A 21310-nucleotide genomic window follows, 5' to 3' on the forward strand; every position below is an offset into this window, starting at 1 on the left:
AATCAATGAAACTGAAAGTTTTAATACTGGCAGCCCTGGCCCCTGTTGCGGCGGCTGCACAAGCGCCCAATTTTACCATCACCGGTAAAATTGGGAACTTAAACAAACCGGCTAAGATCTATCTGGACTATGGTTCGGACGGGGAAGGTAAGCAGGATTCCTGCGAGCTGGTGAACGGTACGTTTAAGTTTACCGGTTATATTGCAAACATCGCCTCCGGGCGTATGACCCTTTCGCGCGAGGGTATCCGCGATAAGGAGGTTTATGGCAGTGGTGGCTTGGGTGATGTGATCTATCCAAGCTTTGGGAAAGAAAAGATTCATATCACCTCGTCAGATTCACTGTACAACGCCAAATGGACTGGTTCGAAAGTGTACGACGAGTCGGTGGCTTTTATCAAAGCGGTGGGCCCGCCGGTGATGACCATTCACCACAACGCCAATGTGGCTTTTAGCAGGGCTACGGCTGAGCAGAAAAAGGATACTTTATTCGTTAAAGTACTTGATAAAAAGGTGAACGAAATGCAGGCTTCCAGGCAGACCAAGATCATTGAATTTGCCCGTAAGAACCCGAAATCTTATTTCGCTATGTATAACCTGATGGAAGCAAGCTATGGAACAAAGCCCGGCGTGATCCTGGAGGTCTTTAACAACATGAGCGAAAAGCTCAGGCTTTCGTACGATGGCCAGACCCTCTACAAATTAATGACAGCCGATAAGGTGACCGCCTTAGGCGCTACTGCGCCGAATTTTACGCAGAAGGATGTAGACGGCAAGCCGGTGTCTTTATCGGACTACAGGGGCAAATACGTACTTGTAGAATTCTGGGCGAGCTGGTGTTCTCCTTGTCGCGCGGAGAGCCCTAACCTGATTAAGCAATACGCTGCATATAAGGACAAGGGATTTGAGATCCTTGGCGTTTCGGTAGATAGCGATAAGGCCAAGTGGATGGATGCGATTAAAAAGGATGGGCTAACCTGGACTCAGGTGTCTGACCTGAAAGGGTGGGAAAACGACGTGAGAAAGATATATGGCGTTACACAGGTGCCCGCAAACTTTTTGATAGATCCAACTGGAAAGATCATTGCTGTAAACCTATTAACCGAAACATTGAACAGCAAACTTCACGAAATATTTTAATACAAAGAAATATGACGCGCCAGTCAGCAATAAAATAGTTTCTGGTTTGAAACGAGTTACAGTTCGTCTTCAACCTTGATAGCGCGCATGGAGCGTTTCGAGGTCGTTTCAATACCGACAGGAGTTTATCCTGTCGGTATTCATTGATATTTATATACTTGGTTTGCGTATCGATCGGAGATATTTCACATCATCCCGAATAACAACCTCTTTAGCAGCAAGTCCAATGATTTTTGACGCTTAATCTGGATAGAACAAATGATGGAATTCCATAGGTATACACTGAGAATACCTTTCTTCGTAACGGTAGCAAAAGCACGTTTCCGGACAATAACTTAGCTCAGGAGGAAAATTTGTTCCCCCACACTGACTCCAAGGAAGATCATACGCATTTGTCGAAAAGGTCATGACAAGAAGTGAGAATAAAATTAATAGCTTTTTCATAATATAATTTGTTTAATTAACATAAGCAGTAATAGGAAGGGTAATAACCGGCTTGTTTGACGCTGACGTATGAACGAAAATAACCGTTTTGAGCGACCCACTGGCATACGGCCGAACGGTACCTGCGAAATTTACCTTTTCATGCGGGGCAATTTTCACAATGCTATCAAGTTGAATCTTTGTACAGTCACAAGCTGGATTAATCTTGTATACCTTTAATGTGTCAGATGACAAGTTTTGTAGGTCAAAAGAAAACCCATAGTGTTTTCCTCTCCCTATCTTACCGAGATTAATTTCCTTCGGATAATCCATTGCGTTAATATGCCTTGAACGTAGGGAGTCATGGATTACAACACTGTCCTTACCTAGATACCGTTTAAGATTGCCGTACAATATCCGATCAGAACCAGACGGCATATACTTGACAACAGCGCTCTGCTCAAAATTTAACATACTAGACAGGGTACCATACGTTTTAATATTAAAAGGATAATGCGCTATCTCCAATGACTTCAAAATATGTTTATAACCGCTAAGCATTTTACCTTTATCTATATCTAATGCAGCTTTTACGCTTAACGATATAAGATCTTTATATTTGTCAGGGGATATCGGCAAGCCAAACAGTTCTTTAAATCTGTATGGATCATTTTTTATATTGTGCAGCGGCGAAATGTCAAAGTCTGGATTATTAGGGAACCCAAAAGCTAGTAAAGTGCCATCGTAAGAAAAAAAGTAAGGGTATGGATATGCAGGAGTCTTTAGAATCTGGGCTATCTCTCTGCCCGCGGGAGTACTTAAGTCCGCTTTAAACGTAAGATATTCACTAACAATAGATTCCGAAGCCTGACGGTTGCTATTCACAAACGACATGAATGCCTTACAGGAACCACACTCACCGTCCGTAACTAATATAAAAATCTTTTTCTTTTTACGAGCTGCTTCCTCGAATATCTCAGGCAATGTGCCGTCTGAGAATATAATACGATCTTTCCTGCAAGATGCTAATAACGTAGTCGACAGGAGTAAATACAGAAACGCTAACCTATTCATAATCCAAATTTAAATATTTACATCACAAATATGTCATACTTATGTCACTTATAGGCTGTCATTAATATCCCTTTCAATTCCTCATTGTTCCCAGAATGCACAACAAAGTCTTTACTGACATCAGTGCTCAATCGAGCTTTATATCGAACAATCTTATATTTAAGACCGACTCCAATATTGGTAAAAGTGATTTTATTGGAGATGTCATCCACCTTTGCCCAACTAATAATCCTCCAGTTGACGCCAAAAGCTGACAAGTACAGTATTTTATCCTTTTCGAAGTTCTTAGGCAAGTTGAATGATATATCTGTGACTACCGTTCTTTCTCCTGTCACATCTATACTTTTCGGAATATTCAGAGATAAAGGAATATCACATTCTCTGACACCTAACTTTAATATCTCGCGATAGGGATTGGTGCATAGTCTAACATCAAATTCATTACGATAACACTTTGCGATTCTAAAATTATATTTCTTGCTATTGAGATCAAAGGCTGAAGATCGGGCATTGTAAGAAAACGTATGGACGTATGTGAGGCCATCACTGTGGGGGGAGAGGACAGGAATATATTCATATGTTGCAGGAACCCCCACTGACCGAAGCGCGTGTGTATAGATTACACTAATATCCTCGAAATCTCGATGTCTAAAGTGGCTTTCCAACAATATTTTCTCGGAAGGTTGTGAATAGAAATCTACAAAACTACGCTGAGGCTTCTCTATATTTTCAAAAAACGGCGCTAGATAACTAGTAATAGTTTCCGTTGTGTCCGAGCCTTTCTCTAGAATGTCTTTGACTCGAGGGAGGTATCTCCTTCTATAGAAATGTTTGTAATTGTATACATACTCATTATTTATGTGATCAGGTAAAACGTACCTACAATATTTATCAATTGGGATTTCTGAGAACCAAACGTATTGCCGCCTCAACTTGCGATGAAAATTTATGTTATCGATAACTACATTCGCAGAAATACTGTCAATAAAAAAACTTGTATCAGCTTTTAGAGCGAATTTCTCGTTTATTAAAACCGCCTCTAACGAATCCGCAGATAGTGGCCGATCCAACGGTATCGTGAAAGCGTCTTTGGTTAAGCTATATTTAATAGTATATTGATAGGGTAAAGTGTTAAGTAGGTATTCCGTCATCTCCTTTGTCTCAAAGTCATGAGATGTGTAGTAGAAATCAACTATCTTCTTCAATTCTGCGTTTCCTGAATTACGCCTTAAAAAGGCTGAATAGTCTCGATGGCCTGATTTACATGCAGCCATTATTATCGAGATAACTAATAGAAAAAAAAACCTTACCACCATTTTTGTCCCTCGGCATTCACGGTAAACGGTCGAACTGGATCACCCAAGTTTACGTTATCGCTTTCCAATTTGTATAAATTACCAACGTCAATTTTGATCGTCTCAAAATAGGAATTCTTTGCCTTAGATCGCTGAATTTGCTGCCACCGACCTACCTGCGAATCCCAGCAATACAATATATATGAAGAGTTCTCTTGGATTTGTGTATGACGATCAGAATAATGCAATTTTGCTTTAACCCTTCTTCCGACAGGCTTAAACCAATCCAACTTGCCATCGACATTAAGTGCAAACGGGGCACCTAAGGTAAGCATACTACCTTTACGATAACCCACTATCTGATACAAGATTTTCGCGCCCATTGCACAAAATATAAAGCTATCGGATGTTCTTTCTAACTTTGACCATTCTATAGGCTTCCAATACCCTGCATTATAAACTGCTATATATGCCACATTCAAAGCATAGTTTCTATTTTCAAAGGCCACATCTGCAACATCTGTTCTTTCCGATGTAACATCGATCCAATCTGAGTGATTGAAAATTGAAGGAATATTATACTCCTGCTCACCCAGCTTCCGAATTTCGTGAAACGGATTTACTTGACTTCTAAACGTTCGCCGGTACATTTTTGCAATTTGATATTTAAAAGGAACTGTATCGCCAAACTGAATTGGATAGAATTTTCCATCTTCAAAAAAAACAGAAGCCTGAACGTGTCCATAGTTAAACTTTCCCCACAGGGGAATTATTTCGTATGCGGCGGGGATTCCGACGGCCCGGTGGGCGTAGAGGGATCTAATTGCAAAATCTTCACAGTCGAACGCCATTTTGATCCTTTGTATTTGATGTACCGTTTGGTTACGAGACGGCCTGTTAACCTGAAGCTTACGATTTGATGCATATCCACCAAAACCCTCTTGTTCCAAAGTTATTGCTTGGGAGATATCTTTAATACTCATCGTTTCTAGAGAAAAAGTAGCCAAATAAGAGACATATTTATTCTTCATATAAGTCCGCCAGTCGTGATATTTTTCCATGCCTACTCTATATGGTAAGATATAGTCAAAAAATATATCAAGTGGATAATCTTTGAGTTGAGGAAGAATTGGATTCCTATAAACATCTACTCTTTCTCGAACTGTTTCTAAGATATCTCTCTCACCTAAAATTAATGTGTCGTGTATAGTCTCAATATAAGGGTATACTCTTAAACTGTCCAGTAGTTCCTTCGCAGTCAACGAACCCCTGTAATTTTCAACTTCATAAGTACGGTCGCGCCCACTCACGTCTAAAAATTTTTTTTCCTGCCCAACGTGGGATCTCATATTGGCGGTTAGAAATCGCACAGAATCTTCAATAAGCGCAGAATCTGGCTTCGATCGATCTCCACACTGGATGTTTAATATTATAAACAGTACATGGAAATATCTTTTAAGGAGCTGCATTATCGAGCGTTAATTTCATAGAACTCAAATTTATAATTTTTTATTTTGCTTTTATAAATAATTCTCCTTATTATTGATTTAAACAACTAATTAACGCATTTATCTCAATTAAATCAACTCACCACCTTTTTAACGCAACTCACTTCTTATGAAATTAATCCAATTATTTATACAAATCAAATTTATGAAAAAATCACTATTTTTTTTGCTTCTTTTATTTGCCTGCGTGGCGATGTTTAGCGTAAAGGCGAAAATTTACACTCAGTGCGGGGGAATTGGCTGGGATGGGCCGACAATTTGTGAAGATGGAAGCTTGTGTGTTGCACACAACGAATATTATAGCCAATGTTTACCCAATCCATAATTTAACATGAAAAAATTCATTTGCCAAATAAGTCTTGCACGTTAAGGTTATGATAATAAATAAATTTATAAAAATCACAATTGCAATATGTTGTGTCTGCGTATTATTAGGCTGTGCCAAAGACGAATCGAATTTATCCGGATTCGAGCCTACGAAACAGTCTGTAGCTACTCTACAAAAAATACAACGGTTACAGGGATTTGAAGAAGCAAGAATCGCTTACGCTTCTCTTTCCCAAAACGAACGCCATAGTTTATGGATGACAAAACTCCAATTAGCTATTGAAAGTAATAAATACAACTCGAATCAAGTCAAATTAATTAAGGACATAATGAAAAGCCTAAAAATAGACTTTTTCCGTAAGGGAGAATATAAAGAGGTTTTCAAGACTGCCATACTACCGGATTGGATTGAGAGAAGTAAATCGATTTTTACCAAAGATGAAATTTATAACCTATTGTTCACCCTCGAAAATAGTAACGGTGCCAATTTCTCCATCTCATCAAGTGGAGACGAACAATTACCAGCATGTCACTGCGCTAGAGGATCGAATTGGACTTGTTATTTAGGAGGAGGTAATTTTGCTAATTGCTGGGTATTAGTTGCCTATGATTGCGTTACGCAGAGTACAGGCTGCGGGGCTTTTATGGATGACGAATGTGATGGAAACTTTTGTACAAATTAACTTAACCATGATTCGATTTAAATTATATTTTATCTTTGTTCTATCTTGCATCTTTGTATCGTGTAAGGAAAACGAAATTTACGATCCAGAATTAAATAAGCCTTTTCTAACTGGAAAGGCAATTACAAACAAATTAAATACCATTACACTTTCTGTGGAACGGAATTTGATCTTCGCGACATTATCTCCTGAAGAAAAATTGAATTTCTGGTTGACTAAATTTAAAAAAATGCAATCTTCAGCCCTTAACACGGCACAAAAAAGGGCAATAGGTGAACTGATAGACATGTTATCAATACAAGTTTTCACTCCTGGAGACGTAAAAGAAGTATTTCAACAGGTTAAGATCCCAAATTGGATCGAACGGCAAAAATCCGTTTTCACAGATATACAGATTCACACGCTACTGTTTACGTATGATGATGCGGTTAAAGAGAGTAACCTAAATTCATCAGGTTCCGAACAGTATGAAGACTGTCACTGCGCTGTAGGAGCAAGGTATACCTGTGTAAGATATACGTTTCCAGGAGTACAATATGGAGACTGTCAAAAGCAAGGCGAGTGTCTGCGTGCGCCAAACGGATGTGGGGCACTTATGGACAATGAGTGTGATGGTAATAAGTGTGAATATTAAACCGTTAACGCATGACATTGACTCGCTTTTTAATGGTATCATTGATATCCACGACCACTTTACAACTTGCTTGTAAACAAACCAAAGCCGATACTCAGCCAGCGATGGCGGAAATAAAATCTAAAGAGTATCATTTTAAGACGATAAAATATCCTGATTCGGTAAATGCACATTTCACTCTCCGAAATATTGGTAAAAACGATCTTCTTGTGAAAGCTGTTGAAACAAGTTGTGGGTGTACGGTTGCTTCAATCACGAAGGATTCCATACCTGCTAAAGATTCCGCCATAGTTGCGGTGACTTTCAAGCCAGACAGCAACCAGGTTGGTTACATTAGAAAATCGGTGGTGTTGAAATTAAACACTGAAGACATTTTCCATGTTGTTTACATCTCTGGTAACGTTGATTAAGGCAAACAGTTTTTGGTTTCAATCATGGCACGCCAAATATGCAATGAGCATATTTGGCGTTTTATTATCTTCAGTTATTTTTTCAACGTCACTACCAAATGGTTTTGTATTCACGAAAGAAATTTACTTAGCCATTTTGATAGGTTTTACGTTGTTTGCATATATAAACACTACACAAACATATCATTTTAACCAGATCGACATCTTAGTCATATTGTTGTTCTCTTTTTCAATTATTAAGGGATTTTTTACAACTTCGACAACTGGATTTCATCTATGCTTAAGATTGTGCTTTCTTCTTTTCTATATTTCTATTGCCTGCTCTGACAAAAAAAAGAAAATTTCTAATGTAGTATATTACGTCATTGCGATATTCTTTATTATCCAAGTGGCAATCGGTGTTATACAAAATTTTACATTTAATAGTGATGCTCTGAAAGTAAAGGGTTTTTTTTTCAATTCGGGACCTTTTATGATATACACATCTGCATTATCTTTCTTTGTCTATCCGATACTTTTTTCCCATAGAGAAAGGCTGCGCATTAGAATCAGAATGGCCCTGGTTTTAGCGGTATTCATTCTGCTAGCGGCACAATCTGACTCAAGAACATCTTGGTTGGGTCTGCTAGTTGTAATAGTTCTGGTTTTAGCCACCTATCCACCATTAGTAAAAAAGCTTAGAAATAAATTATGCAAACGCCTATTTCTTCTCACTGCTATTTTGTTGTTATTCGGAATTTGTCTGCTTTTATATAACTATAAAATTCAGTCATCAATAGGCCGTTTGTTTATTTGGAAAAACTCGTGGGAAGTTATTAAACAAAATATGTTATTAGGTGTCGGGCATGGTAATTTTGATGTATCTTATTTTGAAGAACAGTCTAGCCATTTTATGAAATCGATAACCTTTTCAGAAGTTGCTGGAGATGTAAGATTTGCATTTTGCGATTATTTGCAGATCATGGCTGAGGAAGGCATTGTGGGTTTCATTTTATTTTTGTGTATCATAATAGTGATCCTAAAACGCTGGCAATCTGTTAATCGAGTGGTTCAAAGCTCTCGTTTATTAGGCTTCGAAAACGCACTTTTCTGCTCGTTCTTATTTCTAGTAATTTCATCGGCTTCTTCATACCCCCTTCAGGTGATAGAAATCAACGTATTATTTTGGGTTTTGGTAGCTTTGATTTCACGAAACGCTAAATGTCCATATTGCTTTGAGTTCAAGACTAATTCTGTGGGCGTGTGGTGTGTTTATCCACTCTTCATAACTTCCATACTTTTGTCTTTGGCCAGGGTCGATGCTTTTCTGTATGTACGTTCGTTAACACGCAGTCCGTCCCAGAGTCACGAACTTGCCGAGAGCAAAGTAAGCATTTTAAGTTCGATGAAAACATATGTCTCCGATGACCCTAATTTCGCTTTATTATTAGCAAATATGTATATCGAACGACGAAGGTATCGCGACGCAATAGGTGTATTGATGAAATGCCTTTCTCACCATCCTGAAAAAGAGTGCTTTTATAAATTAGCCGAAATATATGAGATGCTTCAGGAATATCAAAAATCTGAAAAAACATACTACAAGGTAGTGCATGCGTATCCACACCTCTTGTATCCTAAATATTTGCTCGCGATGTTTTATTATAGGACGGGACAGACAAATCAATGGCAAGTCCTTGGACGCGAAATTCTCTATTTCAAGCCCAAGGTTTATTCCGATGTCATTATTAATATAAAGTCAGATATTGGACAAAAAATGGCAACTTCGAACTCCGGGCGCCCTTAATTTTCTATCTAACCGTCACTTTCGTCAATTGGGCAGTTCAGCCGTAGAGTGATTGATACAACCAGTGTACATTTTCAATAACACAACGACAAGCCTATAGGAGTTTGGTGCTTACATACCTACTTCGATCGAATGCCCATGATAACGTTGATATATCTCGTTATGATCAAAAGTTGCTAATTCCAGATGCCGTTGGCCGCAGTAAGGATGGTAGGCATACCGTCGGTTACGATAATGGTATGCTCGTGTTGGGCTACAAAGCCGCCCTTATTGCCTAGAAGGGTCCAGCCGTCCGACTGCTGCTCGGCAATAGTAGATGCGGTAGAGATGAAGGTTTCTACGGCTACGACGCTGTTTTTGCGGAAACGTCCGGTTACGTAGCGGTCGTAATAATTGAGGATATCGTGCGGCTCTTCATGCAGACTACGGCCCACCCCATGTCCGGCCAGATTCTTAATAACCGTATAACCCCGCTTGCGGGCCTCGGTTTCAATCAGCTTGCCTATATCAGCAATTTTAACACCACCCTTGATCTGGGAGATGGCTTTCTGAAGTATTGTTTTAGAGGCCTCCACCAGGGGCAGGTAATTGTTGATGTCCTCGCCCAATACGAATGATCCGCCATTGTCCGACCAGAATCCGTTAAGTTCGGCGGAGACATCTATGTTGATGAGATCGCCCTCCCGGAGTATTTTATCAGCTACGGGAATGCCATGAGCTACCACGTTATTTACACTGATGCAGGTCCAGCCCGGGAAATCGTAGGTTAGTCGCGGTGCCGACTTAGCGCCAAGCTTGTTGAGTATTTCGCCGCCAAAGTCGTCCAATTCCTTAGTACTCATGCCGGGCGCTGCGTGTTCACGCATCAGTTTCAGCGTATGCGCAACGGCTTCGCTGATCTCCTGCATACCCTTCAGTTCCTCTTCTGTTGATATAGACATATGATATTTTTTGCAAAGATACGATTTGCGTATTGAAGCAAATTTGTGATTCCCGTCACATTTTTATGGAATGCATGTCATTTAGCCCCTTAGGCTTTCTCCGCATTTTTGATGCAGATATTACCAGGGTATGGACAACAGTATAACGACCTCTGTTGAGGCAACAAAAACGGCAGCACAATGTTTTCATTGCGGCGAAACGCTGAGCGCAAAAACTTACCGGCTGGCCGACAAAACCTTTTGCTGTGAAGGATGCAGGATGGTGTACGAAATATTATCAGCCAACAACCTGGGCAACTATTATGCATATAACGACCGGCCCGGCTCAACGCGGCTTAAACCCGTAGCGAACTTTGACTATCTGGACGTAGAGCAGGTGATTTCGGAACTGGTCGACTACCGCGATGAGCGGATCAGCATTATTACGCTTTACATTCCGGCTATACACTGCAGTTCCTGCATCTGGTTGCTCGAACACCTGTACCAGCTTGACGGAGGCATTGTAAAGTCGAGAATAGATTTCCTCAAGAAGACGGTCAGTATCACCTTCCGGAACGAAAACACTTCCTTGAAAAAGGTGGTAGAAATGCTGGCGACTATTGGCTATGAACCGCTGATCAGTCTGCAGGACATGGTAAAGGAAAAGCAGGCCGACCGCTCTGAACGGCGGTTGGTGACTAAAATAGCTGTGGCCGGGTTTTGCTTTGGTAACGTGATGCTGCTGAGCTTTCCGGATTACTTTGGGATGGCTGCGTTTGAGCGGGAGTATGCGAACTTCTTTGGCTGGCTTAACCTGGGTTTTTCATTGCCGGTCGTGTTTTACAGCGGGCGCGACTACTTCAGTTCGGCATGGACCAACCTCAGAGCCAAACGGCTTAACCTTGATTTCCCGCTTGCGCTGGGTATCGCGGTAATGTTTATCCGTTCCATCTACGAGATTGTACTGCAAACCGGGGCCGGCTTTGTGGATACGCTATGTGGACTGGTCTTCTTCCTCCTGGTGGGAAAATGGATGCAGCAAAGGACTTTCCATCATATCTCCTTTGAACGGGACTACCGCTCCTATTTTCCGGTTGCCGTTACGGCCTTAAACGAAGGTGTAGCGGTATCGAAACCTTTGGCAGCGTTGAAGACAGGCGACCGCATTATGGTGCGAAGCATGGAGATCATTCCTGCTGATGCGATGCTGCTGAAAGGCGACGCGCAGGTGGATTTCAGTTTTGTAACAGGTGAATCAGAACCGGTAAGTAAAGTGCTCGGTGAAGTGATTTACGCAGGCGGAAGACAGTTATCGGGTTCAATCGAACTGGAGGTGATCAAGCCGGTATCTCAAAGCTACCTAACCCAGCTCTGGAATAACGATGCTTTTGTGAAGACACGTGAGGGCATCCGGACATTCAGCGATACGGCAAGCAAATATTTTAGTGTGGTACTCCTCCTTGTTGCCTTTGGTTCCGCAGGCTTCTGGATATATTTTGGGGAGCCGGACAAGGCGCTTGCTGCATTTACGGCAGTGCTTATTATTGCCTGCCCTTGTGCGCTAGCGCTGAGTTCGCCCTTCACACTGGCAGCAGCGATCAGCATATTCGACAAGAACGGATTCTACCTCAAAAACACGGCTGTGGTAGAGGAACTGGCACGGATAGACACATTTGTATTCGACAAGACCGGTACAATTACCAGTCCCGATGCGGCTTCGCTGTCGTTCAGCGGACAGCTAAGCCCCTTGCAGCAGCAGATGGTGTGCGACCTGGCCCGTAACTCCGGCCACCCCCTTAGCAGGGAACTTACACGCCATTTAAATAAGGAGGCATTATATAATGCGGATCATTATACGGAAAAAATCGGCAGAGGTATCAGTGGAACGATCAATGGAAATCATGTAAAATTGGGAAGTTCTGCATTCCTTGGTCTTCCACTGAAAAACTCTCCGGCTGGCAGCAGCATCCATGTGATGATTAATGATGAATATTTGGGCCAGTTTACCATCAGACAGCAGTGGCGCCGTGGATTCAAAAGTCTGGTGCAGAACCTGGGCCGCTGGGCAGACCTCCATTTGTTGTCGGGCGACAAAAGCCATGAAAAAAGCAGTCTGGTGCCTTTCTTTGAAAGCGCATCTAAACTACACTTCGATCAGAGTCCGCAAGACAAACTGGATTACATCGCTGCCTTGCAGGACAAAGGAAAAAAGGTGCTGATGTTTGGCGATGGACTAAACGATTCGGGTGCGCTGAAACAGAGTGATCTGGGGATAGCGGTGACCGACAACATCAACAACTTCAGTCCCGGTTGCGACGCAGTGCTCGACGGGGCTTCTTTTGAAAAAATACCTGCCTTTGTACAGCAGGCGAAAGACGCGGTCAAGGTGATCCACATGTCGTTCGCCATTTCGTTGGCCTATAATGTCGCAGGACTTTCGTTCGCAGTGCAGGGTATGCTCTCTCCGCTGATTGCGGCTATCCTGATGCCTGTGAGCACGGTAACGATTATCATATTTACTACGCTGTCTGTAAGAGCCTTTGCACGCAAAAACGCTTTGTTATGAGTATTCTCTACTTCCTCATCGGCTGCAGCATACTGCTGGCGCTGATTTTTCTGATCGCTTTTTTCTGGGCCAGCAAAACTGGTCAGCACGACGATACGTACACCCCTGCCCTGCGCATGCTGTTTGACGACGAACCGGCCGATAAGCCGGTTCCGGAAAAAGGTGATGAAGATCACGTTTAACACAAATACGAGTCACGCAGCAGGCACACCAGCCATCCTAATTTTACCATCACAAACCATTCAGAATTTTAACATGACTGAAAAATTTTACTACGACAACAAGATCGTGAGAGACTTTGCCATCGCCACCATAGTGTGGGGAATTATCGGCATGACTGTGGGGTTGCTTATAGCATTGCAGCTCGTTAAGCCCGAACTCAATATGGGATCGCAGTACACTACCTTCGGACGGATAAGGCCGCTGCATACCAATGCGGTGATCTTCGCCTTTGTGGGGAACGCCATTTTTATGGGGGTATATTATTCGCTTCAGCGCTTGCTTAAAGCGCGGATGTTTAGTGATGTGCTCAGCAAGATTCACTTTTGGGGATGGCAGCTTATTATTGTATCTGCTGTAATTACCCTTCCGCTCGGACTGAGTTCTTCGCACGAATATGCGGAACTGGAATGGCCCATAGATATCGCCATTACGCTGATCTGGGTGGTTTTTGGGGTAAACATGTTCGGGACGATCATCAAACGCCGGGAACAGCATATGTATGTGGCCATATGGTTTTACATCGCTACGTTCGTTACGGTTGCTGTTCTCCATATTGTCAATTCGTTCCAGTTGCCCATCTCAGCTTTCAAAAGCTATTACCTTTTTTCAGGGGTACAGGATGCGCTGGTGCAATGGTGGTACGGGCACAACGCAGTAGCTTTTTTCCTGACTACACCATACCTGGGTATGATGTATTATTTCTTGCCTAAAATGGCCAACAGGCCTGTGTACTCGTACAAACTGAGTATCCTGCACTTCTGGTCGCTCATTTTCATTTACATCTGGGCTGGTCCGCACCACCTGCTGTATACTTCGCTTCCATCCTGGGCGCAATCGCTCGGCGTGGCCTTTTCTATCATGCTTATTGCACCAAGCTGGGGTGGTATGATCAATGGTTTGCTTACGCTTCGCGGCGCATGGGATAAGGTAAGGGAAGATGCCACGCTGAAGTTTATGGTGGTGGGATTAACAGCATACGGCATGGCTACGTTTGAAGGCCCTATGCTTTCGTTGAAGCAGATCAACGCCATTGCCCACTTTACCGACTGGATTGTGGCCCACGTACACGTAGGCGCACTTGGATGGAATGGTTTCCTGACCTTCGGTATCCTGTACTGGCTGATACCAAGAATTTACAGAACGCAGCTGTACTCTAAGAAGCTGGCTTCTTTCCACTTCTGGATAGGTACGCTGGGAATTATATTTTACGCAGTGCCGCTGTACTTTGCGGGCTTTACCCAAGGCCTGATGTGGAAAGAATTTACCGAGGAAGGTATGCTGAGATACCCGAACTTCCTGGAGACTGTACTGCAGATCATACCAATGTATATCCTCAGGGCTGTGGGCGGTGTGCTTTACCTGACCGGTGTTATTGTGATGACCTACAACCTGATCAAAACGGTGAAGGCTGGTAACCTGGTGGAAAATGAAGCTGCTGAAGCGCTTCCGCTTCCGGAGAAATACGAGCCGGTGGGCAGCGACCGCAAACCGCATCGCTTGTTGGAGCGTAAGCCTATGGTATTCCTGGTGCTGTCGCTGGTCGTGATCCTGATTGGCGGTATGATAGAGATGGTTCCGACGTTTACGATCAATTCCAATGTGGCCACCATCAGCAGTGTAAAACCCTATTCTGCGCTGGAACTCCAGGGTCGCGACCTGTATATCAAAGAAGGTTGTGTGAACTGCCATACGCAAATGATCCGCCCGTTCCGCTCGGAGACGGAACGTTACGGGGAATACAGCAAGGCCGGGGAATTTGTCTATGATCACCCTTTCCTTTGGGGATCTAAGCGTACGGGACCCGATCTGGCGAGAGAAGGCGGTAAATATTCGAATGCGTGGCACTATAACCACCTTGTAGACCCTCAAACCATGTCGCCGGGCAGCATTATGCCGCCATACGAATGGCTGGCAGAACAGCAACTGGACACCACGAACACCAGGTCCAAGATCAGTGCAATGAGAACCCTCGGCGTGCCTTACGAGGCGGGATACGAATCGAAGGCCAATGCTGAACTGGACAAGCAGGCGCAGGATATTGCGGCAGATCTGAAAGCGAATAAGATCGATGTAAAAAGCGACCGTGAGATCATTGCGATCATAGCATACCTGCAGCGGTTGGGAACTGATATTAAAGCCAAATAACTCAAATACAAGCACATGTTTAAGCAGTTTTTATCACAGGCAGACGGTCACCAGGCATACCTGATCACCTCATTGGCCATATTTTTTGTCTTCTTTGTCCTGGTAGCTATCCTGCTGCTGGTGATGAAGAAAGACACGATCAAATACATGAGTGAATTACCTATTAAAGAAGGAGAAGAGTTATGATGACAGATATTTTTATCAGCATACTGCTGGTTACAGCGCTGATTCTGCTTATCGTAGCCATACTACTGCTGAAGGTGGTCCGCGTGTATGTACAGGAGTCGCTTAACCCCTCGCCTTATATTTCTGCGGAAGAGCGGGAAAAACTTGACCTGCAAACCGCAGCGGAGCCCAAGCCTGAGGCTATTAAAGAGAAGCTGTCGATATGGTCAAAGATCATGGGCTTAAAGCCGTTGTCGGCCGAGAAAGACCTGGTGATGGAGCATAAGTTTGACGGCATTGAGGAATTGGACAACCCAACACCTGCATGGTTTATGGTGTTGTTTTACGGAACAATCTGCTTCGCAATTGTGTACATGCTCAGCTATCATGTGTTTGAATGGGGACCTTTGCAGGAGGAGGAGTATGTGATGGAGCTTCAGAAGGCGGAAGAGGAAAAGGCAGCCATGCTGCTGAAACCCGGCAATGCTGCGAATAAAATTAATGAAAATAATGTAGAGCAGTTGACAGACCCTGCGGCAATCCAAGCTGGTGCAGCAATATTTAAAACCGCTTGTGCCTCCTGCCATGGCGAGCATGCAGAAGGCCTGGTGGGGCCTAACCTGACCGACGAATACTGGCTGCACGGCGGAAGCATAAAGGACATCTTCAAGACCATTAAGTATGGCGTGCCCGACAAGGGGATGATTGCCTGGGAGAAGACCATGCGGCCAAAGCAGATCGCCGAAATAGCCAGCTATATTCTGTCCCTGCAGGGAACTAATCCGGCTGGTGCCAAAGCGCCGCAAGGCGAAAAGATGTAATGATGCAGCAAAAACGGATATATCCGAAGATCATAAAAGGGGCACTCTACAGATACCGCTCTGCACTGAGCTATCTGTTCTTGCTCCTTTTATTTGCCGCGCCTTTTATTACGCTGAACGGCGAACAGCTGGTCCTGCTCAATGTGCTGGAGCGCAAGTTTGTCTTCTTCGGCATTATCTTCTGGCCGCAGGACTTCTATCTGTTTGTATTGGCCCTGCTCAGTTTTATTGTATTTATCGTCCTCTTTACCATGGTGTTTGGCCGCGTATTCTGCGGCTGGATTTGTCCGCAGACCATCTTCCTGGAAATGGTATACCGCAAGATCGAAAACTGGATAGAAGGCGACCATATAAAGCAACAGAAGCTGGACAATGCGCCCATGAGCACGAAGAAGTTCCTGAAGAAGGCCGCCAAGCACGGAATCTTCTTTGGGATCGCTTTTCTGATCTCAAACATCTTCCTCGCGTACATTATCGGCTCCGCACAGTTGCTGCGCATTATCACAGAGCCTGTGCACATGCATATCAGCGGTTTTATTGCCATATGGATCTTTGCCTTCGTCTTTTACCTGGTCTTTTCGAGAGTAAGGGAACTGGTATGCACGGTGGTGTGCCCGTATGGGCGACTTCAAAGTGTGCTGCTCGACGATCAGAGTATTGTAGTAGCCTACGACTACCAGCGCGGTGAGCCGCGCGGAAAATTGCGCCGGCATGAGGAAAAACCTTTGGGCGACTGCATTGACTGTAAACTTTGTGTGCAGGTTTGTCCGACGGGGATTGATATCCGCAATGGTACTCAACTGGAGTGTGTAAACTGTACGGCCTGTATAGATGCCTGCAATATGGTGATGGACAAGATAGATCGTCCGCGCCAGCTCATAGGCTTCAAGTCGGAGGCTCAGATAAGGGACCGGACGGGATTCAGGTTGAGCAGGAAAATCTATGTATACGGCGCGCTTCTGGTTGGGCTTATTGGCTTGCTTACCACCCTGCTCATTGGTCGGTCTGAAGTGGAAACGACGATACTCCGCGCCAGTGGCACCTTGTATCAGCTAAGGGAACCGGATTCGGTAAGTAACCTTTACACGGCAGAGATGGTTAATAAGACGAGTCGCCCTGTTGGTTTTAGTATTGTGGCTCTGAAGCCATATATGCGTATACAGTATGTGCAGAAGCCTGATACCATAGGCTATGGCGGCAGTACTAAAGCGACCTTTTTTGTGGTGATGCCGACGAGCGAAGTAAAAAAATATAAAACGCAGATTGGATTTGAACTGAGGAGCGATACAACGGTGCTGGATCGCTTTAAGACAACGTTTATTGCACCGGTTAACGATTAATGCCTATGAACTGGGGAAGTAAAATAATCATCGGGATGGCACTCTTTATGTCTTTCATTATCCTGCTTGGAATAATGATGGTGAGAAGCACACCAGATCCGCTGGTAGACGAGGACTACTACGAAAAGGGCCTGAATTACGATCAGGAACTAAGGGTAAAACAGCATCGTCTGGACAGTATTCGTGCGCAGGGAGGAACCGCCAATGAGCAGTGACAGGCTTGCTTTTTTTATCGGCCTCCTGGGCTCTCTGCATTGCATAGGCATGTGCGGCCCGCTGGCCTTTGCAGTACCGGTTGGCCGTCCTGGCTGGATCTACCTGGTTCTGAATAAGCTCATCTACCAGTTTGGACGAATTATCTCCTATTGCGTGCTCGGTGTATTGGCTGGCTTGCTTGGACAACAGCTATGGGCATCCGGCCTTCAACAGGGACTGAGTATTTTGACCGGTCTGCTGATTATTCTCGCTGCTTTATCGCGTTTGTGGAAGCGCCGTGTATCGGCTGGCCCGGCGGGGAGGCTGACCAGGCCTTTTCAAAAAGCATTTAACTATGCATTCAGGCATAAAGCAAATCACTTGATCATCGGTATCATCAATGGTTTTTTACCCTGTGGCTTTGTTTACCTCGCCCTGGCCGGGGCGATTAATACTCCGGATGTTAAGACGGCGGTATCGTATATGTTCTGGTTCGGGGTGGGTACTGTACCGCTCATGCTGGGGGCGACTGTCGCTGCTGGGTTTACAGGTCAAGCCTTACGCCATAAAATAACAAAAACCATCCCCTATATGATGCTGGTGCTCGGGGTATGGTTTGTGTTGAGAGGATTGGAGCTTAATATTCCTTATGTAAGTCCGCCCCCCGCCGCAGAAACTGCGGTTTGTAAATAATCCTTAATCGGCCATGCTAAACAACTGCGTTTGCGGCTGCTTTTCCCAGAGGCGGGCATCGAAAGCCATACAGATATTTCTCAGGAAACGCTTTCCGATCGGGGTAACGCCGAGATGATTGGGCCGAAGATGTACCAGTCCGTCTGCCGCCAGCTCATGCATTCGGAGTATTCCAGCCTCAAAGTCAGCATTCATGAGCTCTGCCAGGCTCCAACTGGTTTGTCCCTGACACATGATATTTAAGATGTGCCGGCGAATAAGCAGATCGGATGCAGAAAGCAGGTGACCTTTGCTGAGCGGAAGTTTGTCCGCTGTGATTAGGGCCAGATATTCCTCTACGCTTTTTACGTTCTGCGCAAAGGCGGACCAGCAATCGCTGATGGAAGAAACGCCAAGTCCTATCATCACCTTCCCGTTCAATTCGGTATAACCCATAAAGTTGCGGTGCAGCTTACCGGTAAGACCTGCCTGGTAAAGTGTGTCTGACTCGAGTGTAAAATGGTCCATGCCGATCTCAACGTAACCTGCATGGCTTAGCTGAAGCCGACCGCTTTCATAAAGGGCTTTTTTTAGTTCGGCCGATGGCAGGTGCGCTTCCGTGTAGCGGCGTTGACCGGGCTTAACCCAGGGCACGTGGGCGTAACTGTAAAACGCGATACGGTCGGGCCTAAGCCTGATCACCTGATCAATCGTAGACTGAAGCCCCTCGAGGGTCTGAAGCGGCAAGCCGTAGATCAGATCGTAATTGACCGAATCAAAGCCGATCTCCCGGGCCAGACGGGTGACTTTTTCTACATCTTCGTACGACTGTATGCGATTGATAATAAGCTGTACTTTAGGATCGAAATCCTGTATACCTAGGCTTAAGCGCCGGAAACCTAATGCATATAAGGTTCGCAGATGTTCCTCGGTAGTATTGTTTGGATGCCCTTCAATGCTGAATGCTGCGTCACGAGACGTTTCCGCATCTTTAAGGATGCCCTCGACGAGCAGGCGAAGATTCTCAGCGCTAAAGAAAGTAGGCGTGCCACCGCCCAGGTGGATATCTTTGATCACCGGCTTTACATCGAGCTGAGCGAGGTAGAGTTGCCATTCCTTCAATACCGCAGCAATATAAGGTAACTCTACACCATGGTTCTTTGTAATGCGTGTATTGCAGCCGCAATAGGTGCAAAGGCTCTCACAGAAAGGAAGATGGATATAGAGGCTTATTTCGCCATCGGCATCACTTACGGCCTCACTGAGCCGGCCCAGCCAGGCAGACTCATTGAACCCGGTTTCATCCCAGTAAGGTACAGTTGGGTAACTTGTGTACCTTGGCGCTGCAACACGGTATTTTTCGGTAAGTGTATCAATGTTCATGGCTGCTGTGTTTTGTGGCCACGGCGTTGTGCATCTGATCGCAGGAGCGGGAGCAAATACAGGCATCGCCTAAGCATCTTTTCCCCTGCCACTTGTCGAGGTTATTGATCGTCTCCGTTGCCAGGGCCATAGACAGCTCGCTTTCGGCCAGACCGCTGGTAGCCATCAGCGGTACGCTGGCGATCTTAATATTCCGAAGGGCTGCTGCAGCCTGATCGATATGATGGCTGCTGGCCGACCGCGTAGCGATATATTTAACACCCAGATCGGCAAGCTGGTTGATAACCCCTGCCGAGACATCATCGTCGGTGTATACCACAACAGCATCCTTACCCTCTGCGTAAAAAACCGTGTCTGCAGACAGGGAATTGGATATCAGGGTGATTTCATGTTTTTTTCGGTTGGCGATCGCAAGGGGTTCCTTTTCCGCCGATTTTATGCTGTAAGCTACAACTCTCATGCCTTCTAAGTTTTAAACTCAAAAGTAGGCGTGGAGATGTGCCTAAATAATGAGGGCGGTCATTAGCAGATAGTGATCTTGATCAGTTTTTCATCCCAGCCAGTTTCTGGCGGTTCAGGATAACGATTGATCCGGCTTTGCGCTCTATAAGTCCCTCCTCCTTGAAATCGCTGAGTATACGACTTACTGTTTCGGTAGCCATACCTGCCATTGCAGCGAGGTTATCTCGTGAGATACTTATTGCAGGCGGCTCCTGCGCACCGGGTTTAACGAGGCGAAGAAGGGCTTCCGACATCCTTTTACGGACGGAATGGTAGGCCAGCTGCAAAAGCTGCTCTTCCTTATTGAGCACATTGCTAGCCAGCAACCTGATAAACTGGCTGGCAACATCAGGGAATTTTACAAACAATTCTTCGAGATGCGCCCTTGGCAGCAGGCAGATGGAGGTATCTTCGGTTGCCTCCGCGGTATCCCGGTAGGTGTCGCTGGCCAGCAAGGCCGCTACGCCGAAGTATTCGTCGGGCCCATACATGCCTGTAAGCAGTTCACGGCCATCTTCGGCAATCTTGACCGTCTTTACGTTCCCGGAAACAACAAGGTAAATGCCGTTTGCCGTATCGTCTTCATAGTAGATGACCTGCTTCTTCTTAATATGCCTTATTTTGCGTCCTGAAATCAGTTTGTTCAGTTCTTCGTTGCCTTTATTGCTGTTGAGCAGGGCATTGAGCTTGTCGAGCGACTGGCTGTACATCTTCTTCTGATTGTCTGACTTGTTGAGCCTTGCTTCTATGGCGTTGAAAAGCTCCACTTCATCGAATGGCTTGGTCAGATAGTCGTCGGCCCCCATCTCCATGCCCTTACGCATATCGATGCGCTCGGTTTTTGCGGTAAGGAAGATAAAAGGGATTACGGAGGTTGCCGGGTTTTTGCCGAGCAGGTGCAGTACGCCGTAACCGTCGAGTTCCGGCATCATAATATCGCATAAGATCAGGTCGGGCAAGTGCTTTATGGCCATATCTACGCCAATGCGACCGTTTTCTGCGGTAATCGTTTCGTAATTGGCTAGTCCGAGAATTTCTGCGGTTCCCTCGCGGATATCCTCATTGTCTTCTATGATTAAAATGACTTTTTGTTTCATCCTG

At 44.7% G+C, this 21310-nt stretch carries 20 protein-coding genes; 13 read left to right on the plus strand and 7 right to left on the minus strand.

The genetic code is table 11. The annotated features are described in order from the left end of the window. Positions 1 to 5: 5 nt before the first annotated feature. Positions 6 to 1139 carry a TlpA disulfide reductase family protein gene (locus QEP07_RS05610; RefSeq protein WP_285008986.1) on the plus strand — a complete coding sequence of 378 codons (1134 nt, stop codon included), beginning with the start codon at positions 6 to 8 and terminating at the stop codon, positions 1137 to 1139. A 456-nt stretch (positions 1140 to 1595) separates the two neighbouring features. Here the strand turns inward: QEP07_RS05610 and QEP07_RS05615 are convergent, their stop codons facing one another. The 3 genes from QEP07_RS05615 to QEP07_RS05625 are packed head-to-tail and all read right to left on the minus strand — an operon-like array spanning position 1596 to position 5280. Further along, complete coding sequence (locus QEP07_RS05615) at positions 1596 to 2636, minus strand: DUF1573 domain-containing protein (protein ID WP_285008988.1); 1041 nt, start codon at positions 2634 to 2636, stop codon at positions 1596 to 1598. A gap of 44 nt (positions 2637 to 2680) precedes the next feature. Continuing rightward, positions 2681 to 3910, minus strand: coding sequence for a hypothetical protein (locus QEP07_RS05620; protein ID WP_285008990.1), 1230 nt, complete (start codon positions 3908 to 3910; stop codon positions 2681 to 2683). 32 nt (positions 3911 to 3942) lie between these two features. Continuing rightward, entirely contained in the window at positions 3943 to 5280 is a 1338-nt protein-coding gene (locus QEP07_RS05625) for a hypothetical protein (RefSeq protein WP_285008992.1), read from the minus strand. 533 nt (positions 5281 to 5813) lie between these two features. Between QEP07_RS05625 and QEP07_RS05630 the strand changes: the two genes are divergently transcribed. From QEP07_RS05630 to QEP07_RS05645, 4 genes are read left to right on the plus strand one after another with little or no spacing between them, the layout of a single operon-like run. Then, entirely contained in the window at positions 5814 to 6449 is a 636-nt protein-coding gene (locus QEP07_RS05630; protein ID WP_285008994.1) for a bacteriocin fulvocin C-related protein, read from the plus strand. Next, positions 6427 to 7083, plus strand: coding sequence for a bacteriocin fulvocin C-related protein (locus QEP07_RS05635; RefSeq protein WP_285008996.1), 657 nt, complete (start codon positions 6427 to 6429; stop codon positions 7081 to 7083). The genes QEP07_RS05630 and QEP07_RS05635 overlap by 23 nt, the downstream gene beginning before the upstream one ends. A gap of 11 nt (positions 7084 to 7094) precedes the next feature. Further along, positions 7095 to 7493 (plus strand): DUF1573 domain-containing protein, encoded by a 399-nt coding sequence (locus tag QEP07_RS05640; RefSeq protein ID WP_285008998.1) that lies wholly within the window; start codon positions 7095 to 7097, stop codon positions 7491 to 7493. A 43-nt stretch (positions 7494 to 7536) separates the two neighbouring features. After that, on the plus strand, positions 7537 to 9279 hold the full coding sequence (locus QEP07_RS05645; RefSeq protein WP_285009000.1) for an O-antigen ligase family protein: 1743 nt from the start codon (positions 7537 to 7539) through the stop codon (positions 9277 to 9279). Between the two features lie 176 nt (positions 9280 to 9455). Here QEP07_RS05645 and map read toward each other — a convergent pair whose 3' ends face one another. Continuing rightward, positions 9456 to 10220 carry a type I methionyl aminopeptidase gene (gene map, locus QEP07_RS05650; RefSeq protein ID WP_285009002.1) on the minus strand — a complete coding sequence of 255 codons (765 nt, stop codon included), beginning with the start codon at positions 10218 to 10220 and terminating at the stop codon, positions 9456 to 9458. Positions 10221 to 10350: 130 nt separating this feature from the next. On the opposite strand from map, the gene QEP07_RS05655 reads away from it, so the two are divergent. The 8 genes from QEP07_RS05655 (at position 10351) to QEP07_RS05690 (ending at position 18346) form a co-directional block, all read left to right on the plus strand. Next, the gene (locus tag QEP07_RS05655) at positions 10351 to 12765 is read left to right on the plus strand and encodes a heavy metal translocating P-type ATPase (RefSeq protein ID WP_285009004.1); all 2415 of its coding nucleotides are present in this window, start codon (positions 10351 to 10353) and stop codon (positions 12763 to 12765) included. After that, positions 12762 to 12947, plus strand: coding sequence for a cbb3-type cytochrome oxidase assembly protein CcoS (gene ccoS / locus QEP07_RS05660; protein ID WP_285009006.1), 186 nt, complete (start codon positions 12762 to 12764; stop codon positions 12945 to 12947). The genes QEP07_RS05655 and ccoS overlap by 4 nt, the downstream gene beginning before the upstream one ends. A gap of 73 nt (positions 12948 to 13020) precedes the next feature. Continuing rightward, entirely contained in the window at positions 13021 to 15132 is a 2112-nt protein-coding gene (ccoN, locus tag QEP07_RS05665; RefSeq protein WP_285010727.1) for a cytochrome-c oxidase, cbb3-type subunit I, read from the plus strand. Positions 15133 to 15147: 15 nt separating this feature from the next. Beyond that, complete coding sequence (locus tag QEP07_RS05670) at positions 15148 to 15318, plus strand: hypothetical protein (RefSeq protein WP_285009008.1); 171 nt, start codon at positions 15148 to 15150, stop codon at positions 15316 to 15318. After that, a complete protein-coding gene (locus QEP07_RS05675; protein ID WP_285009010.1) occupies positions 15315 to 16118 on the plus strand; it encodes a cbb3-type cytochrome c oxidase N-terminal domain-containing protein in 804 nt (267 codons plus the stop codon). The genes QEP07_RS05670 and QEP07_RS05675 overlap by 4 nt, the downstream gene beginning before the upstream one ends. Beyond that, positions 16118 to 17458, plus strand: a complete 1341-nt coding sequence (ccoG, locus tag QEP07_RS05680) for a cytochrome c oxidase accessory protein CcoG (protein ID WP_285009012.1) — start codon at positions 16118 to 16120, stop codon at positions 17456 to 17458. The genes QEP07_RS05675 and ccoG overlap by 1 nt, the downstream gene beginning before the upstream one ends. A gap of 5 nt (positions 17459 to 17463) precedes the next feature. Next, the gene (locus QEP07_RS05685; RefSeq protein WP_256004617.1) at positions 17464 to 17673 is read left to right on the plus strand and encodes a FixH family protein; all 210 of its coding nucleotides are present in this window, start codon (positions 17464 to 17466) and stop codon (positions 17671 to 17673) included. After that, on the plus strand, positions 17663 to 18346 hold the full coding sequence (locus QEP07_RS05690) for a sulfite exporter TauE/SafE family protein (protein WP_285009025.1): 684 nt from the start codon (positions 17663 to 17665) through the stop codon (positions 18344 to 18346). The genes QEP07_RS05685 and QEP07_RS05690 overlap by 11 nt, the downstream gene beginning before the upstream one ends. Before the next feature lie 3 nt (positions 18347 to 18349). On the opposite strand, the gene hemN is transcribed toward QEP07_RS05690, so the two are convergent. From hemN to QEP07_RS05705, 3 genes are all read right to left on the minus strand, one after another. Continuing rightward, positions 18350 to 19708: an oxygen-independent coproporphyrinogen III oxidase gene (gene hemN / locus QEP07_RS05695; RefSeq protein WP_285009026.1), complete on the minus strand. Its 1359-nt coding sequence runs from the start codon at positions 19706 to 19708 to the stop codon at positions 18350 to 18352. Then, positions 19698 to 20168, minus strand: a complete 471-nt coding sequence (locus tag QEP07_RS05700; protein WP_285009027.1) for a Rossmann-fold NAD(P)-binding domain-containing protein — start codon at positions 20166 to 20168, stop codon at positions 19698 to 19700. The genes hemN and QEP07_RS05700 overlap by 11 nt, the downstream gene beginning before the upstream one ends. A gap of 82 nt (positions 20169 to 20250) precedes the next feature. Continuing rightward, positions 20251 to 21306 carry a response regulator gene (locus QEP07_RS05705; RefSeq protein ID WP_256004610.1) on the minus strand — a complete coding sequence of 352 codons (1056 nt, stop codon included), beginning with the start codon at positions 21304 to 21306 and terminating at the stop codon, positions 20251 to 20253. Positions 21307 to 21310: the final 4 nt, after the last annotated feature.

Origin of the sequence: Pedobacter faecalis, from assembly GCF_030182585.1 — a bacterium.
Lineage (GTDB): Bacteria > Bacteroidota > Bacteroidia > Sphingobacteriales > Sphingobacteriaceae > Pedobacter > Pedobacter faecalis.

Excerpts from the sequence above, each read along its gene's own strand:
- QEP07_RS05690 (WP_285009025.1), top strand. The coding sequence starts at position 17,663 with ATGAGCAGTGACAGGCTTGCTTTTTTTATCGGCCTCCTGGGCTCTCTG.
- QEP07_RS05625 (WP_285008992.1), bottom strand. The coding sequence starts at position 5,280 with ATGAGATCCCACGTTGGGCAGGAAAAAAAATTTTTAGACGTGAGTGGG.
- QEP07_RS05635 (WP_285008996.1), top strand. The coding sequence starts at position 6,427 with ATGGAAACTTTTGTACAAATTAACTTAACCATGATTCGATTTAAATTA.
- ccoG (WP_285009012.1), top strand. The coding sequence starts at position 16,118 with ATGATGCAGCAAAAACGGATATATCCGAAGATCATAAAAGGGGCACTC.
- QEP07_RS05705 (WP_256004610.1), bottom strand. The coding sequence starts at position 21,306 with ATGAAACAAAAAGTCATTTTAATCATAGAAGACAATGAGGATATCCGC.
- ccoS (WP_285009006.1), top strand. The coding sequence starts at position 12,762 with ATGAGTATTCTCTACTTCCTCATCGGCTGCAGCATACTGCTGGCGCTG.
- QEP07_RS05645 (WP_285009000.1), top strand. The coding sequence starts at position 7,537 with ATGAGCATATTTGGCGTTTTATTATCTTCAGTTATTTTTTCAACGTCA.
- QEP07_RS05640 (WP_285008998.1), top strand. The coding sequence starts at position 7,095 with ATGACATTGACTCGCTTTTTAATGGTATCATTGATATCCACGACCACT.
- hemN (WP_285009026.1), bottom strand. The coding sequence starts at position 19,708 with ATGAACATTGATACACTTACCGAAAAATACCGTGTTGCAGCGCCAAGG.
- QEP07_RS05700 (WP_285009027.1), bottom strand. The coding sequence starts at position 20,168 with ATGAGAGTTGTAGCTTACAGCATAAAATCGGCGGAAAAGGAACCCCTT.
- QEP07_RS05610 (WP_285008986.1), top strand. The coding sequence starts at position 6 with ATGAAACTGAAAGTTTTAATACTGGCAGCCCTGGCCCCTGTTGCGGCG.
- QEP07_RS05675 (WP_285009010.1), top strand. The coding sequence starts at position 15,315 with ATGATGACAGATATTTTTATCAGCATACTGCTGGTTACAGCGCTGATT.
- QEP07_RS05685 (WP_256004617.1), top strand. The coding sequence starts at position 17,464 with ATGAACTGGGGAAGTAAAATAATCATCGGGATGGCACTCTTTATGTCT.
- QEP07_RS05655 (WP_285009004.1), top strand. The coding sequence starts at position 10,351 with ATGGACAACAGTATAACGACCTCTGTTGAGGCAACAAAAACGGCAGCA.
- ccoN (WP_285010727.1), top strand. The coding sequence starts at position 13,021 with ATGACTGAAAAATTTTACTACGACAACAAGATCGTGAGAGACTTTGCC.
- QEP07_RS05615 (WP_285008988.1), bottom strand. The coding sequence starts at position 2,636 with ATGAATAGGTTAGCGTTTCTGTATTTACTCCTGTCGACTACGTTATTA.
- QEP07_RS05630 (WP_285008994.1), top strand. The coding sequence starts at position 5,814 with ATGATAATAAATAAATTTATAAAAATCACAATTGCAATATGTTGTGTC.
- map (WP_285009002.1), bottom strand. The coding sequence starts at position 10,220 with ATGTCTATATCAACAGAAGAGGAACTGAAGGGTATGCAGGAGATCAGC.
- QEP07_RS05670 (WP_285009008.1), top strand. The coding sequence starts at position 15,148 with ATGTTTAAGCAGTTTTTATCACAGGCAGACGGTCACCAGGCATACCTG.
- QEP07_RS05620 (WP_285008990.1), bottom strand. The coding sequence starts at position 3,910 with ATGGCTGCATGTAAATCAGGCCATCGAGACTATTCAGCCTTTTTAAGG.